Here is a 17263-nt window from a genome sequence, read left to right as displayed (position 1 = left end):
ATCCGTATCGCCCTTTATTTGTCGATGGATTCGGCCGCCGGCGCCGGTCTGTCCGCCGGTGCCGCCAGTGGCTCCAGCTGCACGAGCACATGGCCGCGCGGCACGATTTCGTTGAGCGCGCAACGGACCACGGCGATCGTGCCGTCGCGCGGCGCGACCAGCGGAAAGATCAGCTTCATGGCTTCCATCACGACCAGCACGTCGCCCGCGGCCACCTGGTCGCCGGGCGCGACATGAATTGCCGTCACGGCGCCCGGCATTTCCGATGCCACTTCACTGCCCTGCACGCCCGCTTGCGCAGCCACGCGCGCCAGCGCTTCCACTTCGCTCACAACGAGCACGCGCCAGCGCGTGCCGACGTGATTGACGAATAGATGCGCACCGTCGGCGGTGAGCGTGTAACGGCGCGGCACGCCATGCATCGGCAGCAGCAGCAACTGGTCCTCGGCAAGCGCGCGCACCTGGAGATCGAGCGCGGCCTCGTCGCCGGTTTTTACGAGCCAGTGCTCGCCATCGCGTTCGACACTGACCGGCTGTTCGTCGCCGTCCAGGGCAACCCGCATGCGCGCGGCCGCCCGCCGCCCCGCCGCCGCCATGAAGCGGTGTCCGCTTTGCCTGTGCCAGTAATCGGGACCCGGCGCCGCGCGTGCCGCGAGCCGATGCAGCACGGCGGCGCACACCGCGTAGCGGAAGTCCGCCGGGTCGTCGTGCCAGCCGCCGGGGAATGCTTCCGCGAGAAAGCCGGTGGTCAAGCGGCCCGCGCGGAACAGCGAGTGATCCGCGATCGCGCACAGCAAGCTCTGATTGGTGCCGATGCCGGCGGCCTCGAACGCGCCGAGGCCGGCACGCAAACGCTCGACCGCCTGCGTACGGGTCGCGCCGTAACCGATCACCTTCGCGATCATCGAATCATAGTGCGGCGCGATTTCCGAGCCGCTTTCGATACCACTGTCGACACGCACGCCGGCCAGCGCAGGCTCGCTATATCGCGCAACCGTGCCGAACTCCGGCCGATGCCCATGCGCAGGGTCTTCGCAATTGATGCGCGCCTCGACTGCCCAGCCTGTGACAGCGACCGCGTCCTGCTGCATCGGCAGCGGTTCGCCCGCGGCAATGCGGATCTGCAGTTCGACCAGATCGAGACCCGTGACCATTTCGGTGACCGGATGCTCGACCTGCAGGCGCGTGTTCATCTCCAGGAAGTACGGCGTATCGGCGTCCTCGGCGAGCACGAATTCGACCGTGCCGAGCGAGTCGTAGCCGATCGCGTTGCCGAGCTTCAGCGCGGCGTCGAGCAGTTTTTCGCGCACGGCCGGCGCGAGACGCGGCGCCGGCGCTTCTTCGAACACCTTCTGATAGTTGCGCTGGATCGAGCATTCGCGCTCGAACAGATGGACGAGGTTGCCGTGACGGTCGCCCGCAAGCTGCACTTCCAGATGGCGCGGCCGCAGGATCAGCTTTTCGATCAGCACACGGTCGTCGCCGAATGCGCGCAGTGCTTCCTGCTTCGCCATGCTCAGTTGCGCGGCGAAATCGTCGAGGTCGTCGACGCGCCGCATGCCCTTGCCGCCGCCACCGGCGCTCGCCTTGATCAGAAGCGGCGCGCCGATTGCGCGCGCCTGTTCGAGCAGATGCTCGAGCTTCTGGTTATCGCCGTGGTAACCCGGCACGCACGGCACGCCCGCGTCGGCGGCGATACGCTTCGATTCGATCTTCGAGCCCATGCGCTCGATCACGTCGCCGCGTGGACCGATCCACGCAATGCCGTGCTCGGCGCAGCGGTTGACAAGCTGCGTGCTCTCCGACAAAAACCCGTAGCCCGGGTGGATCGCGCTCGCGCCGGTTTCGAGCGCCGCGCGGATGATCGCGTCGGCGTCGAGATAACTGCGCGTGGCGTCCGCCGGACCGATCCGCACCGCGACATCGGCCTCGCGAACATGGCGCGCGCCACGGTCCGCGTCGGAATAGACAGCGATGACGCGAATGCCCAGCCGGCGGCTGGTGCGTGCGATCCGGCAGGCGATTTCGCCACGGTTCGCGATAAGAATGGATTCGAACATGTTTGCCTTTACATCCGGAAGACGGGTGAAGGACCCGTCGCCGGCGCTTCGGCCGCCGCGAGTGCGAGGCACAGGCCGATCACTTCGCGCGTTTCCGAAGGCTCGATCAGCCCGTCGTCCCACAGGCGCGCGGTGGCGTAATACGGATCGCTTTGCGTGGTGAACTGCTCGCGCGTGACGCGATCGATTTCGGCGATCTCGGCTTCATCGGCGGCGGCTTTCAGACTGCTGCGCCGCAAGTCGGTCAGCACGGTCGCCGCCACGTCCGCGCTCATGGTCGCGATTCGCGAGTTCGGCCACGCGAACAGGAAGCGCGGATCGAAACCGCGACCGCACATACCGTAGTTGCCCGCGCCGAACGAGCCGCCGATGATCACCGTGAGGCGCGGCACGCGCGCAGTCGCCATTGCGTAGACGAGCTTCGCGCTGTGCCTTGCAATGCCGCCGCGCTCGGCCTCCGTACCCACCATGAAGCCAGTGATGTTCTGCAGAAACAGCAGTGGAATATTGCGCTGGTTGCACAGTTCGATGAAATGCGCACCCTTCGTGGCCGACTCTGAAAACAGCACGCCATTGTTGGCGAGAATTCCAACCGGATAACCGCACCAGTATGCAGTGCCGCACACGAGCGTGCTGCCGAACTCGGGCTTGAATTCCTGGAACCCGGAATCGTCGACGAGCCGCGCGATCACTTCGCGCACGTCATACGATTCCTTCAGCCCCGGCGGCAGGATGCCGCGCAACTCGCCGATGTCATAGCGCGGCGGCACGACTTCGCGCACCGCGCCGGAAAGCGGCCGTGGCCGGTTCAGATTGGCGATGATGTCGCGCACGCGCTGGAGCGCCTGTGCTTCGTTTTCCGCCAGATAGTCGGAGACGCCGGACACGCGCGTGTGCATCTCGGCGCCGCCGAGCGTCTCGCCGTCGACGATTTCGTTGATCGCCGCCTTGACGATCTGCGGGCCGCCCAGATGAATGCGTGCCTGGCCGCGTACCATCACGACTTCGTCGGCGAGCGCGGGTATGTATGCGCCACCCGCCGTGCAGCCGCCGAACACGGCGGCGATCTGCGGAATGCCCGCGGCGGACATCTGGCATTGCCGGTAGAACGTATTGCCGAAGTGGTCCTTGTCGGGGAACACACGATCCTGTTCCGGCAGATACGCACCGCCGCAATCGACCAGATAAATGACCGGCAAACGGTGATGCCCGGCAATGTCCTGCGCGCGCACGTGTTTCTTGACGGTCTCGGCGAAGAACGAACCGCCCTTCACGGTGGCGTCATTGGCGATCAGCATGCAGGGCGTGCCCGCGATCAGGCCGATACCGGTAATCACGCCGGCTGACGGCACCGCGTTGCCGTACATGCCCCAGGCCGCGAGCGGCGACAGTTCGAGAAACGGCGACAGCGGGTCGAGCAGCAGGTCGATCCGTTCACGCGCGAGCATCTTGTTGCGCGCATGATGCCGTTCGACCAGCCGCTCGCCGCCACCCGCCAGCACATGCGCGTGGCGTTCGCGCAGTTCGGCGAGCAGCGCGTCGTAGTGCGCTTCGTTGTTCCTGAACGCGTCGGACTGGCGATCGATGCGGGAGAGGATGGTACTCACGCGGCGGCCAGCACGTAGTGGAAATCGGTAATGCGGCCTTGCGGCGCATCGATGAACTCGACACGCACGCGCGTACCCGGCTGCAGTTTCGCCGCTGCCGCGGGCACGTCCGAGAGATCCATGCCGCGCACGAAGTTGACCATCGCGGTGCTGACACCGTCGAGCCGCACATAGGCGATGGCATAGGGCGGCGTCGGCAGGTTGTCGAATGCGGCGCTGACGATAGTCGCCGCTTCGATCGTGCCTTCCATGCCGGCGTCCACGTAGCCGTCGCATTTTTCAAAGCTGCGCTCGCAGTAAGCGCGCGGCGGCAGATACGTCATGTCCGACGCACTGCAGCGCGTCGCGACAATGCGTTTCTCCTTCAACGCGTCGAAGAAATGCGCGCCCACGTCGCCTACCGGATAGTTGTAGCGCACATGCCATTCACCCGGAAATGTGCGCGGCTCGGGTGTTGCTGGGCTCTTGCTCATGAATGATCTCCTGTCAGGCCGCCGGGGCACGGCGCGGCTCGTCGCTCAGCATCGTGACCGTGAAAAATTGCGTCGACCCACCAATCGCGGTGGCGAGCGCGTTGTGAACGTTCTTGACCTGCATCGCGGCGGAGCGGCCCATGACCTGACGCGCCGCTTCCGCCGCGCGCACGAGACCGGTCACGCCGATCGGATTCGTGCACAGCGTGCCGCCGGACGGATTCACGGCGATCGCGCCATCCATGTCGAATGCGCCTTCGTCGCTCAGTTGCTGCGCCGTGCCGGGTTTGCAGAAGCCGAGCGATTCGAGCTGCGGAAACTGGAACGAGCTGAATGGGTCGTAGATTTCGACCGTTTGCAACTCGCGCAGCGGATCCGTAATGCCCGCCTGCCGGAAACATTCGCGCGCCGCCTGGCGCAACTCCGCGAAATCGGCGAAGTCGGTGTCGGCGTGAGGTCCCATGCGATCGCCCATGAATATCGTGTTCGACACGCCCGCGGTGCCGGTGATGAACGCCGGGCGCGTGCAGCGTTCGCGCGCGAGCGTCTCGGACGTCATCACCACCGCCGCCGCACCCGCCGACCGCGGACAGATATCGAACAGCTTGTACGGCCACGAAATGCGCGGCGACGCGAGTACCGCGTCGATATCGATCGCGCCCTTCAGATGCGCGGAAGGATTGTTCAACGCATTGCGGCGGGCACGTACCACGACATTCGCATATTGCCGCTCGGTCGTGCCGTACTTGTGCATGTAGCGCTGCGTGGCGAGCGCTGTCATGGTCACCGTGTTCAGCGCAAAGTCCTGCTCGTAGAACGCGTCCCAGATCAGGTTCAGCACGAACTGCGCGTCCGGCGTTTCGGTGATGCGGTCGGCGCCGACCACCAGCACGGTGCCGTACTGCCCGGACGCGACGTGCGCGTGCGCCGCCTGCAACGCGGAGCCGCCGGTCGCGCCGCCGGTGTGCACGCGCATGAACGGCTTGCCGCGCGCCCAGGTGTAATCGACCGCCCATTTGTCCGCGTCCGCGACGCCCATGAAGGTGGTCGGCGCCATTGAAAACACCACCGCGTCGATTTCCTCGGGTTGCAGATTGGCGTCGACAAGCGCGAGCGCGACGGCCTCCTGCGCGAGTTCGGCGTAAGTCTGATTGTCCGAGCGCGACCGGAATTCCGTCTGGCCAACGCCGATAACCGCTACGTTGTGCGCCTTCATGCCGCTATTCCTTCCATGACGACAAAGCCATGAGTCTGTTGTGCAAAGCCGGATACGCCGTGAGCGAGCGCGCGCCGCGCGCCGTCGACCTGATGGCCGCCTGCCTGGCCGGCGACCTGCAGCGCCGCTTCGGCGGCATTCAGCAAGCCGGTGCAGAAGAACGGGTTTTGCGCCCATGCGCCGCCCGACGGGCTGACGCTCACACGCGCCGAGGCGCCGAGCGCCTGGCTGAAGGCCACGTCGGCCCATGCGTTTTGCGCTTCGAGTTCGACCACTTCGAGTTCGTCGACGCTTTCGAGACCCGCGCGCGACAGCACGTCATCGAGACCGCTGCGGAAAATATCGAGGCCGGCCAACCGCTCGGCATCCAGCTGATAACGGTCGACGCCCCACGCCATGCCGGCAATGCGCGCGAGCGGCCGGTGTTGCGGATGCGCGCGCAGCCATGCGCCGGACGCGAGCACCATGGCGACCGCGCCGTCCGTGACCGGCGCGCGATGCCCGGCGCGCAGCGGATAAGCGAGACAGGGTGAGCCCGCGATGTCGTCATGCCGCGGCAGCGTACGCGCTACGGCGCGGCTGTTGCGGGCCGCCGAGCGCATGCGTTCGAGCACCCGTTCGGCGGCCGTTGCGGCGGAAATGGCGTACCGCCCGGCCACCGCGCCGGCGAACAGGCCATCGGCAATCGCGAAGTTCAGGCCGACTGGCCGCAGAAAAAAAGGCTCGCCGCGCATTCGCGCGATGTCTTCTAGCGGCACGACCGAGCTCTGGTTCGAACTGACCACGAGGCCAAGCTGCAAGTGGCCCGCCGCCGCGCGCATCGCGCCGAGGTGCAGGCCGGTGAGGCCCGAATCGGTGACGCGCATTTCGTCTTTCAGATAACCGCCCGACGGCGCGGCGAGCAGCATGCTGCTGATACCGCGTGCGTCGATTTCGTCGCTGGCGGCAAGCGTCAGATGATCGATCTCGCGGCGTTCGACCCCCGCATTGTCGAGCGCGGCGCGCGCGGTGCGGTAAGCCATTTCTTCCAGCCGCAGATCGCCGATCGCGTCTGCCGCTGGATGAATCGCCACTCCCATCACATAGACATCCATGTTGGACCTTTTATTTTCCGTTTCGCGGATGAAGCCAGCGCAACAGGCTGTTCTCCGAGCTGCGCGCCACGCCGGCCCCGCCGGCTCCCGCCACGCATGGCGAAGGCCACGGGCAATGGTTGCGCGCTGTCTCCAGGACCCATCATAACGGGCTTAATCTTCATGGTCAATCTTCTAACCCGACGGTTAGTTTTCAAATTTATGCCGCTGGATCACTCGTATTACGGACCGCTCCAGCACGCCGCTTGATCCAAACTAACCCGATGGTCAGTTCATTTTCTTGACAGACTGGCCGTCGTCCCCCTACCCTTTCCAGAGGAATCGGCACGCCCGGCACTGTGCCGCCAGCGTGACCGTGCGCACCACACCCGGAGACCTTATGAGTGGAACATTTGAAGGACCGACGTTCGAAGGCAGCGCGGTACGGCTCGAATGGGCCGAACGCGCGATTGCGTTGATTACGCTCACGCGCCCGGCGCAGATGAATACGCTGTCGCTCGAACTGCTCTCCGAGTTCGATCACGCGCTGGATCTCGCCGACATGGAAAGCACCCGTGCGCTGATCGTCACGGGGCAGGAGCGCGCGTTTTGCTGTGGCGCGCATCTGCGGTATTTCGCGGGGCCCGAAGCGTCGATCCATCAGCCGTTCGACGCGCGCGACCACTATCTGGCCGATATCGCCGTGCTGTTCGACCGGCTCGAAGAACTGCACTTTCCGACCATCGCCGCAATCAACGGCTTTGCGCTCGGAGGCGGATGCGAGCTGGCGCTCTCCTGCGATTTCCGTGTGATCGCCTCGCATGCAAAAATCGGTTTGCCCGAGACCAGACTTGGCGCCGTGGCGGGCGCGGGCGGCGTGCAGAAACTGATCCGGCACGTCGGCCGCAGCAAAGCGCTCGACTGGATTCTGCGTGCCACCCATCTCGACGCGGCCACCGCGGACCGTTATGGGCTCGTGTCGGCGGTGGTGCCGGGCGACATGCTGCTGCAAAGCGCGCTTGACATCGCGCTGGAGATCCGCAAACTCGGACCACGCTCGGTCGCGCAATCGAAACGCAGCATCTACGTGAGCGAAGACGCCGATCTGCGCACGGCGCGGCGCTTTGGTATCGAGGCGTTGTCGATGCTGGTCGGCGGCGACGAATGGAAAGAAGGCATGCAGGCCTTTTCCGAAAAACGCGCGCCGACTTTCGATTCCTGGTGAACCGTTGCCGGCAAGCCCAATGGGATCGCGTTTCCTTGAAGGAGTCATCGCGTGACAGCAGGTACTAGACTTCCCGGCACGCCCGAGCCGATGTTCACATGGCGCGGCGCGGGCGGCGTCGCGATTGCGGGTGATGCGTGGGGAGACCCTCGCGGCCCGCTGGTCCTGCTGCAGCATGGCGGCGGCCAGACCCGGCACGCGTGGAAAGGTGCGGGCGAAAAGCTCGGCGCGCGCGGTTACTGGGCGGTCGCGTTCGACGCGCGCGGCCACGGCGATTCCGACTGGGCGCCCGACGGCGCGTACGGCGAAGACGTGATGGTCGAGGATTTGCGGTGCGTGATCGCGGCGCTCGGCAGGCCGCGCGCCGCGCTGATCGGCGCATCGCTCGGCGGCGGCACCAGTCTGATCGCGGCGGGTGAAGGCCGCGTCGAGGCCAGCGCGCTGATCCTCGTCGATATTGCGCCGCGGGTGGAGATGGACGGCGCGGACCGGGTGCACAGCTTCATGACGCAAAAGCCCGAGGGCTTCGAGTCGCTCGAAGAAGTGGCCGACGCAATCGCCAGTTATCAGCCGCAACGCGCACGGCGGAAAAATCTCGACGGCCTCGCGAAAAACGTGCGGCTTGCCGCTGACGGCAAATATCGATGGCATTGGGACCCCCGCTTCAAGCCTCAGGAGTGGGACTTCGCGTTACGGCAGCAGCGACTCGAAAATTGCGCGCGGCATCTGACGTGTCCGACCCTGCTGGTGCGCGGCGCATTGTCCGACGTATTAAGTGAAGAAGGCGCGCGGGAATTTCGCGCGCTGTGTCCGCAGAGCGAATATGTGAACGTGATGGACGCCGGGCATATGGTGGCCGGCGACCGGAACGACGTGTTCGGCGACGCACTGCTGGCGTTTCTGGATCGGGTCGTGCAACGCGGCGGTGAATGACATATCGCCGTTTCTATCGCCGTCAGCCCCGGCTTGCGCCCAGCAGGCCCGACAGCGCCAGCGACGCATACCGTTGCGCCACTTCGTCGACTGAAGCGTGGCCCGCATGAAACCAGTCGAGCGTGCCGTTCATCGCGCCGAGCAGGAAGAACCGCACGAAACGCAACTCGTCACTGCGCTTTTTCCGCCGTGGTACAAGTCGCGCAATGATGTCGGCCCACACCGCTTCATATTCGTCGCGCAATGGCAATTGCGCCGCCCGGATCTGCGCGGGCACGTGACCAAAAATGCGGATGTTGGCCGACGTATAGTCGTGCGATTCGAGCAACGCGCGCAAATGCGCGCGAACCGCCGTACGAAACACCTGCTCGGGCGCGGCGTCTTTGCCTAATGCGTCGATCGACGCGCGCACTTCGGCGAACACACGCTCCACGCCGATTCGCAGGACCTCGGACACGATCTCGTCTTTCGACGCAAAGTGGTAATACAGGCTGCCCGCTTTCATGCCGCAAGCCGCCGAGATGTCGCGCAACGACACGGCCGCGTAGCCTTCTTTACGAAACAGGCGTGCAGCCGTATCGAGGATCGTGCGGCGCGAGTCGCTGGCAGCAGTTGCGGGCGCCGCGGCATCGCCGCTGTCTGCCGATGCGGCTGCCCTCGTCGATATGGCGGGAACGGGCGTGCTGACCATTGACGTCATACCATCCGCTTCGCAACTTCTTCGAGCATCACCTCGGTCGCGCCGCCGCCGATCGACTGCACACGGGCATCGCGCACCATTCGCTCGATCGGCGCTTCACGCATATAGCCGAAGCCGCCGTGAAACTGCTGGCATGCGTACATCACTTCGTTGACGAGTTCTCCGCACAGCGCCTTGATCATCGAGACTTCCGCGACGACCGTTTGCCCTTGCGCATCGCGCCATGCAGTGTTGTAAAGGAGTTGCCGCGCCGCTTCCACCTTCGCGAGCAGCATCGCCATCTTCTGACGGATCGCCTGTTTCTCCCACAGCGTCTGGCCGAAAGCGGTGCGCTGGGTAACGTAATCGAGCGTGATCTCGATGGCTCTGGATGCTTCGCCCAGCGCCTGCGCGCCAAGCGTGATGCGCTCGTTCTGCAGATTCCTGACCAGCGAATAAAAACCCTTGTTCTCTTCGCCAAGCAGGTTTTGCACGGGCACGCGGCATTCGTCGAACACCAGTTCCGCCGTATCGGACGACAGCCAGCCCTGCTTGCTCAGCGGCCGCGCGACGGAGAAGCCCGGCATGCCCTTCTCGACAATGAACATGGAGATGCCGCCATGACTGCGGCCCGGTCCGCCGGTTTTGGCCGCGACGAAATAGATGTCGCCGTGAACGCCGTTGGTGATGAACATCTTCGCGCCGTTCAGCACGTAATGGTCACCGTCCAGACGCGCCGTGGTGCGCATGGACGCCAGATCGGAACCCGCGCCCGCTTCCGTCATGGCGACGGCGGCGATCTTGCGGCCCGCGACGAGATCGGGCATCAGCCGTTCGAGTTGCGCGGGATTGCCCGCATGCTGCAGATGCGGCGACGCCATGTCCGTATGAACCAGCACCGTGATCGCAAAACCGCCGAAGGTGGAGCGGCCCAATTCTTCGGCAAGCACCACTGTGCCGAGCACATTCATTGCCGCACCGCCAAATGCTTCGGACTGCCGGATTCCGAGAAAACCCTGCTCGCCCATCTTGCGCAGCAGCTCGCGCGGCACATAGCCATTGATCTCCCACTGATCCGCGAATGGCAGCACCTCTTTGGCGATGAAGCGACGTATCACGTCGCGCAACATGCTGTGTTCTTCGCTGAAATAGGGCGAACGTTGCTGCTGATCAGGGAAATCCTCTGCGCCCACGAGTGCCTCCGATGCTTGACTATCTAACAAACGTTAGGTAGATTTTCACACGCCAAACGGCATCCGTGCAATCAGAAAAATAAACAGAAAAATTCAACACCGGCGCAGCGACGGTCGGGAGCCAGCGGAACGAGCGGCGCAGGCAGACAGAAGCAGGCGCAAACGCATCCGCAGCATGGGCCGGGCCGTCGTTGCGCCCGATCCGTCTGCAGGCCGTGCCGATCTATCCGCCGTTGATCTATCCGTGAAGTCAGACGCAGGAGACACCGCATGAGCTCCACCGATACGCTGAGCACGCTGCTTGCCGAACCGCTTCTACCCTGGCCTGAACAATGGCGGGTCGCCGAACAGGCCGCTTTGCTCGCGCAGGCGCGCGAGATCGAACGCGTCGGCGGTCCCGACGCCTACTGGGAATGGGTGGCGAAGAAATTCCGCTGGATGCGCCCGTGGGAGAGCGTGCGCGACGGCAACTTCCCCGAATTCAAATACTTCGCCGGCGGCATGCTCAACGTGTGCGACAACTGTGTCGATCGCTATGCGGAAGATCCGCATTACGCGTCGCGGCCGGCAATCACGTGGGAAGGCGAACCGGGCGATTGCGCCACGCTCAGCTATGCGCAACTGCGCACCGCCACCGCACGCTTTGCGAACGGACTACGTTCACTCGGCGTCGGTCAGGGCGACGTCGTCGCGATCTATCTGCCGAACATGCTGGAGTCTTTCGTCGCGATTCAGGCGTGCAACCGGATCGGCGCAATTTATACCGTGCTGTTCGCGGGTTTTTCGGCCGACGCCGCCGCGCTGAGACTGCAAACCTCGCGGGCCAAAGTCCTGGTGACGGCGGACGCCAGTTATCGGCGCGGCAAGCAGGTGCCGTTACTCGAAAACGCCCGCAAAGCGCGGCGCTCGGCACCGAGGCTGGAGCACATCGTCGTGATCGATCGCACCGGGGCGGCGCCCGCGTTGCATGACGGCGAGACCGGCTACAAGGAACTGGTCGCCGCGCAGTCCGACGATTGCCCGTGCGTGCCGCTCGAAGCCAACGCGCCGGCATTTCTGATTTTCACGAGCGGCACCGAATCGAAGCCCAAGGGTGTGGTGCATAGCGTCGCGGGATTTCTGCTTGGCACATGGGCCAATGTGCAATGGCAGGTCGGACCGGCAAAAGACGACGTCTACTGGTGCGCGGCCGACGTCGGCTGGTTGACGTTTCCGATTCAGGCCGTGATCGGCGGACTCGCGCACGGCGCGAGTCTGGTGTGCTACGAAGGCGCACTCGATACGCCGGGCAAAGACCGCTTCTACCAGATCGCCAACCGGCATCACGTCACCAAGATCCTGATCGCGCCGACCGCGCTGCGTATGCTGCGCGCGCTCGGCGACGAGGTGGCGAAGGCGAACCGGATCGACGGCTTGCGGCTGATTACGACGCAAGGAGAACCGCTCGATCCGGAAACGTATCACTGGACATCCAACACGCTCGGCGATCAGTTGCCGATCGTCAATGCGTACGGACAGACCGAGACCGGTTCGACCTGGACCTATCCCGTCTACGGCGTCGAGCCGTTGAAAGCGGGTTCGTGCGGCACGCCGGTGCCGGGACACGCGTACCGCGTGCTGCTCGAAGACGGATCGACTGCACCGGTCGGCACCAAAGGCGCGCTGGTACTCACGGCGCCCTTCCCAACGCTCGCCCGTACGGTGTGGGACGACCATCAACGCTATCTGAATACGTATTTCGGCCGTTATCCCGGCGTGTACAACACGTCCGATGAGGCCGTGGTCGATAGCACCGGGCAGTTGTGGGTGCTCGGACGCGGCGACGATGTCATCAACGTTGCCGCGCATCGGCTAAGTACGATGGAGATCGAATCGGTCGTGGCATCGCAGCCGGGGATTGCGGATGCGGCGGTGGTCGGCGTGAGCGACGCGGTCAAGGGCACGGTGCCCGTGGCGTTCGTGACGCTGGTAGCCGGGGCGCCGGTCGAGTCGACTATCGGGCAGATTTGCGCGGCGGCGAGCGACGCGATCGGGACTATCGCGCGTCTGGAGCAGGTGTTCGTCTGCAAGGCGCTGCCCAAGACACGCGCCGGCAAAACCGTGCGGCGGCTATTGAGAGAGATTGTCGAGACCGGCGAGGCGAAAAGCGATCTGACGGGAATCGAGGATCTGGAGGTGGTGGGGAATCTGATCCGCGAGGTGGCGGCGAGGAAAAGGCCGTAACGTTCGAGCAGCGGCGGACCGGCGCGTTGTGCTTTTGACGGCACGGCATTCATCGTGCCGCGCCGCCAAAGGCCAACGCCTTATCGCGCTTTGCCCGCCCCGCTCCAGTTCCAGCCAAAGCTCGACTGCAGCGCCGGCAGCCACTTCGCGCAGGCGCGAAAACCGAGCAGCGCGCCGCCCACGGCAAACAGAACAGGAATCAGAAAATCCTGGCTCATGCGGGTGAATTCAAACATCAGCACCACGGCCGTAATCGGCATCTGCATCGAGGCAGCGAGAAACGCGGTTGCGCCGACCAGCGCGAACGCACCCAGCGACGCCCCCGGCCACACCATGCTCCACAACCCGCCGAGCACGATCGCCAGCAAGGCGCCGTTCGCGAGCCCCGGCGTGAGGAGGCCGCCCTCGGCGCCCGCCCGCAGACTGCTCGCGGTAATCACCACCTTCAGCACCAGCAGCATCGCGGCGAGACTCAGGGTCAGGCCACCGTCGAATGCCAGGCCCGCGGGTCCCTTGCCATTGCCAAGCAACTGCGGGAAATGCATCGCCAGGACGCCGATCATCGCGAAATTCAGCAGCGACAACACCGGCAGGCGCCAGTTCTTCGGGGCGGCCGCGCGCGAGCGCTTCATCAGCTCCGCGAAGCCCCATGCCGCCGCGCCCAGAATCGGACCGCACACCACGGACCAGGCCACGAGCGACGCGCTCAGCGCCATTGAAGGTACGAGGTATTGATGCTCGTTGCCCAGTCCCAGTTGCGCGACCAGCGCCGCCACCGACGAGGTCACGATGGCCGGCACCAGGGCGGGCCAGCCGAAAGTGCCCAGCAGGACTTCGAGCACGAACACCGCGCCGCCGAGCGGCACGTTATAGACCGCGGCCAAACCCGCGCCCGCACCGCACGCCACCATGATGCGGCTCTGCGCCACCGAAAGACCCGCGCGGCGCGACAGCCAGCCGGCGAGCGCCGAGCCGACCTCGCGCGGCGCGACTTCACGGCCAAGCGGCGAGCCCAGCGCGACGGTGACGATCTGCAGCAATGCATGGATCGTCGTGCTCAGCACAGGCATTTGCGGGTCGTCGGACTTGACTGCCTCGCGAATACTCACGAGCGGCCGGCCAAACCGGTACAGCGCCCACCAGCCGAGCCCCGCCACCAAACCGCAGATCGCCAGCACGACGAGGCGGCGCTCGGGCGCGGCGCCGCTCACGCCTTGCAGAAAACTCTCGGCGCTGATCACGTGCGTCACGCTGTAGCCGTATGCGAGATGCTGGATGCCGTGCAGCAGCAACGCGAGCAGCATGCCGCCCAAACCGGCGCCGAGGCCCGTGAGCAGCGTGACGGCGGCCACGACGGCAAACGGACTCCGCTCGCGGCGTACTGGCACGGAAGTGATTGATCTGACTGACATGGCGCGTCGGCGATAGCAAAAAAGAATGGGATGCCGACCATGTTATTCGGCGATGCACCATGAATCCAATTGATTTTTCGGCTCGACTGATTCATGCAGTGCATAAATAACCAGAAAGGCAAGGTGCCACAGGGTCTCCCGGCCGGCCGCAAGGCTCAGGCGCCCACGTTTCGGCCCGCGCCACCTCGTCCGATCCAACAGAGCGTTAAATCTAAAGCGCCAGAAAAAACGACTCGCGCCCGCGCGAACCGCGCGGACGCCACCACGCTCACCTGGCAAACTTACCTGGCGAACCACACAAAGAAGATCTCTCCGCGCCGCCGCCAACCGGAATTCCGCGAGTCACCTCTATCGCGCGCGAATTAGCTTGAAGTAAGACCGACGGATTACCGTGCAATGGCGCGCGAAACAGATTACAAATAACAAACCGTATTGCACACGCCATTAATACAATAATTACATTTACCCGACATTAAGCATGCACCGCCATTTCGCATGAAACTTGCTCCAGGGATTAATACGGATAAACGCGCTTTCATTCATGCAAGCGTTTAACAGTCGGCGTACACTCGCCCCGGAGCCTTTGCCACAGGGCGTGCGGGGCTGCGGAGCCGCCCGTAGCTGAACACGGGTGATTGGAGACTCAGGAGAACAATCAATGAGCTGGACACGGGAACAGAGAAACGTCACGATCGCCGCCTATCTGGGCTGGACACTCGACGCATTCGATTTCTTTCTAATGGTGTTCGTATTGAAAGATATCGCGGCCGAGTTCAATACGAAAATCCCGGAGGTCGCCTTCGGCATTATGCTGACCCTGATGATGCGTCCGGTCGGCGCGTTGATTTTCGGCTGGCTCGCCGACAGGTACGGCCGCCGTCCCACGCTGATGGTCAACATCGCGTGTTTCTCGCTGCTGGAATTGCTCTCCGGCTTTTCGCCGAACCTGGCCACCCTGCTCGTGCTGCGCGCGCTGTTCGGCATCGCGATGGGCGGCGAATGGGGCGTGGGCGGCGCACTGACCATGGAAACCGTGCCGCCCAAATCACGCGGCATCGTCTCGGGTCTGCTGCAAGCCGGCTATCCGAGCGGCTATCTGCTCGCCTCGGTCGTGTTCGGCGTGTTCTATCAGTACATCGGCTGGCGCGGCATGTTCTTTGTCGGCGTGCTGCCCGCTCTGCTCGTGCTGTACGTGCGGGCGCATGTGCCGGAATCGCCCGCCTTCAAGACGCTCGAAAAGAAAGCGCGCCCGGGTCTCGTGGCCACGCTCAGGCAGAACGTCAAGTTGTCGCTGTACGCGATCATTCTGATGACCGCGTTCAACTTCTTCTCGCACGGCTCGCAGGATCTGTATCCGACTTTCCTGCGCGTGCAGCATCAGTTCGACGCGCATACGGTGTCGTGGATCACGATCACGCTGAACGTCGGTGCGATTTGCGGCGGCCTGTTCTTTGGTTCGTTGTCCGAGAAGATCGGCCGCAAACGCGCGATCTTCATCGCGGCCTTGATCGCGTTGCCAGTGCTGCCCTTGTGGGCATTCTCCACCACCCCGCTGCTGCTCGCGGTCGGCGCATTCCTGATGCAGATCTCCGTGCAGGGCGCGTGGGGTGTGATTCCGGTGCACCTGAACGAAATCTCGCCCGATGAAATTCGCGCGACGTTCCCCGGCCTCGTGTACCAGCTCGGCAATCTGATCGCGTCGGTCAACGGCCCGCTGCAGGCGAGCGCCGCCGAAGCGCACGGCAACAACTACGCGCTCATCATGGCGGTGGTGATCGGCATCGTGGCAGTGGTGATCGCCGCGTTGATTCCGTTCAGCCGCGAGCGCCGCGGCATCGACATGACGCAGTCGGCGAAGCAGGTTGCGGCACAGCTTTAAGCGTTTGAACCAAACGGCTATTTTGCCGGCGCGTTATCGGGCACAATAGGCGGCAAAGGCGGCTCGAACCGCCGCGACGCAAAGCATGCGTCAGCAAACAGAAGCTGGGCCAAACAGAGTAGCAAAGCAATACGAGGCCGTTCCGATTTCCATCGGAACGGCCTTTTTTATTTCCGCGCGGTTTGACGCGCCGCGCGCGGGGAAAGCTCGGCCTTCGTCAGGTCTTCTAGAGGAGTTAGTCGACACAGAGCCTTGATCGCACACACCATTCCTTCTTATCCTGAAAAAAACGGTCGTTTCAAATCCACATTTGAATCGCCTGTTTGCGGGCCGGATGCCCGGCAACTGGGAGACGCAATATGGCAGTTCGCACAACAGGCCGGCATGCCGGCGATACGAAGTCCCGCATCCTCGACGCCGCCGAAACGCTCTTTATCGAATGCGGCTATGAGGCGATGTCGCTGCGCCAGATTACTTCGCGCGCCGAAGTCAATCTGGCGGCGGTGAACTACCACTTCGGCAGCAAGGAGTCGCTGATTCACTCGATGCTGTCGCGCCGCCTCGACCGTCTCAACCAGGAGCGGCTCAAGCTGCTCGATCGTTTCGATGCGATGCTCGGCGAGCGTCTGACCTGCGAGCACGTGCTGGGCGCGATGTTCATTCCCGCGCTGCGCCTGTCACGCGATCCGCGAGTGGGCGGTAAAGCATTTCTGCGTTTGCTGGGACGCGCTTATACCGACCCGTCGTCGTTCATTCGCGACTTTCTTAATGGGCACTACGCTTCGGTGGCGGTGCGCTTTTTCGATGCGTTCCAGCGCGCGTTGCCGCATTTGCCGCGTGAGGAACTCGGCTGGCGCCTTCACTTTGCGATTGGCGCGCTCTCGGGCGTGCTGGCCGGTACCGATACGGACAGTCTGATTTCCGAGTTCTCGCAGGGCAAGTCGATGAACGACCTGCAGCTCATAGCACGCCTCGCCTCGCTGATGGTGGCCGCGCTCAAGGCGCCGCTGCCCGACGGCTCGCAACTGGCCGCCTTCGCCGCAGTGCTGGGCGATGCTACCGAGGGCGGCTCGGAATGCCCGATAGATGGCAGCGCGCAGGGCGCGGCAAGCACGGCACGGGCGTCAGGCGAATCGGCATCGGCATCGGCATCGGCATCGGCATCGGCGGGCATATCCGAAGGCGAACGCCGTGGCGACAACATGGAAGCGGGCGCGTTTCAGCACGCGTTGCACGGCACGGCCTAGCGAACAGCCGCTGCGGACGGCGCCGCCATGAGCCGTCCGCACG

13 protein-coding genes are annotated in these 17263 nt (G+C 64.2%); 5 read left to right on the top strand and 8 right to left on the bottom strand.

Going from position 1 to position 17263, the window contains the following annotated elements:
- Positions 1–14: 14 nt before the first annotated feature.
- Genes BXE_RS08285 through BXE_RS08265 form a run of 5 tightly spaced genes read right to left on the bottom strand, consistent with a single transcriptional unit; the run spans position 15 to position 6450 of the window.
- Positions 15–2060 (bottom strand): acetyl/propionyl/methylcrotonyl-CoA carboxylase subunit alpha, encoded by a 2046-nt coding sequence (locus BXE_RS08285; RefSeq protein ID WP_011487904.1) that lies wholly within the window; start codon positions 2058–2060, stop codon positions 15–17.
- A gap of 8 nt (positions 2061–2068) precedes the next feature.
- Positions 2069–3667, bottom strand: coding sequence for an acyl-CoA carboxylase subunit beta (locus tag BXE_RS08280; protein ID WP_011487903.1), 1599 nt, complete (start codon positions 3665–3667; stop codon positions 2069–2071).
- A complete protein-coding gene (locus BXE_RS08275) occupies positions 3664–4140 on the bottom strand; it encodes a Zn-ribbon domain-containing OB-fold protein (protein WP_007182235.1) in 477 nt (158 codons plus the stop codon). Before BXE_RS08275 ends, BXE_RS08280 begins: the two co-directional genes overlap by 4 nt.
- 13 nt (positions 4141–4153) lie before the next feature.
- Complete coding sequence (locus tag BXE_RS08270) at positions 4154–5356, bottom strand: thiolase family protein (RefSeq protein WP_011487902.1); 1203 nt, start codon at positions 5354–5356, stop codon at positions 4154–4156.
- On the bottom strand, positions 5353–6450 hold the full coding sequence (locus BXE_RS08265) for a thiolase family protein (protein ID WP_011487901.1): 1098 nt from the start codon (positions 6448–6450) through the stop codon (positions 5353–5355). The genes BXE_RS08270 and BXE_RS08265 overlap by 4 nt, the downstream gene beginning before the upstream one ends.
- 379 nt (positions 6451–6829) lie before the next feature.
- Here BXE_RS08265 and BXE_RS08260 point away from each other — a divergent pair, with 379 nt between their 5' ends.
- Together BXE_RS08260 and BXE_RS08255 are read left to right on the top strand one after the other, a co-directional pair.
- Positions 6830–7654, top strand: coding sequence for an enoyl-CoA hydratase/isomerase family protein (locus BXE_RS08260; protein WP_011487900.1), 825 nt, complete (start codon positions 6830–6832; stop codon positions 7652–7654).
- 51 nt (positions 7655–7705) lie between these two features.
- Positions 7706–8587, top strand: coding sequence for an alpha/beta fold hydrolase (locus BXE_RS08255; protein WP_011487899.1), 882 nt, complete (start codon positions 7706–7708; stop codon positions 8585–8587).
- 22 nt (positions 8588–8609) lie between these two features.
- On the opposite strand, the gene BXE_RS08250 is transcribed toward BXE_RS08255, so the two are convergent.
- Both BXE_RS08250 and BXE_RS08245 read right to left on the bottom strand, forming a co-directional pair.
- Complete coding sequence (locus tag BXE_RS08250) at positions 8610–9287, bottom strand: TetR/AcrR family transcriptional regulator (protein WP_011487898.1); 678 nt, start codon at positions 9285–9287, stop codon at positions 8610–8612.
- Complete coding sequence (locus BXE_RS08245) at positions 9284–10459, bottom strand: long-chain specific acyl-CoA dehydrogenase (RefSeq protein WP_011487897.1); 1176 nt, start codon at positions 10457–10459, stop codon at positions 9284–9286. Before BXE_RS08245 ends, BXE_RS08250 begins: the two co-directional genes overlap by 4 nt.
- Before the next feature lie 270 nt (positions 10460–10729).
- Here BXE_RS08245 and BXE_RS08240 point away from each other — a divergent pair, with 270 nt between their 5' ends.
- Positions 10730–12682 (top strand): AMP-binding protein, encoded by a 1953-nt coding sequence (locus tag BXE_RS08240; RefSeq protein ID WP_011487896.1) that lies wholly within the window; start codon positions 10730–10732, stop codon positions 12680–12682.
- An 80-nt stretch (positions 12683–12762) separates the two neighbouring features.
- Here the strand turns inward: BXE_RS08240 and BXE_RS08235 are convergent, their stop codons facing one another.
- The gene (locus tag BXE_RS08235) at positions 12763–14094 is read right to left on the bottom strand and encodes a chloride channel protein (RefSeq protein ID WP_011487895.1); all 1332 of its coding nucleotides are present in this window, start codon (positions 14092–14094) and stop codon (positions 12763–12765) included.
- 658 nt (positions 14095–14752) lie between these two features.
- Here BXE_RS08235 and BXE_RS08230 point away from each other — a divergent pair.
- Both BXE_RS08230 and BXE_RS08225 read left to right on the top strand, forming a co-directional pair.
- Positions 14753–15973 carry an MFS transporter gene (locus BXE_RS08230; RefSeq protein ID WP_011487893.1) on the top strand — a complete coding sequence of 407 codons (1221 nt, stop codon included), beginning with the start codon at positions 14753–14755 and terminating at the stop codon, positions 15971–15973.
- Positions 15974–16332: 359 nt separating this feature from the next.
- The gene (locus BXE_RS08225) at positions 16333–17220 is read left to right on the top strand and encodes a TetR/AcrR family transcriptional regulator (RefSeq protein ID WP_011487891.1); all 888 of its coding nucleotides are present in this window, start codon (positions 16333–16335) and stop codon (positions 17218–17220) included.
- Positions 17221–17263: the final 43 nt, after the last annotated feature.

Source organism: Paraburkholderia xenovorans LB400 (assembly GCF_000013645.1).
Lineage (GTDB): Bacteria > Pseudomonadota > Gammaproteobacteria > Burkholderiales > Burkholderiaceae > Paraburkholderia > Paraburkholderia xenovorans.
Note: the sequence above shows the minus strand (reverse complement) of the source record. Positions and strands in the feature narration are given on the sequence as shown.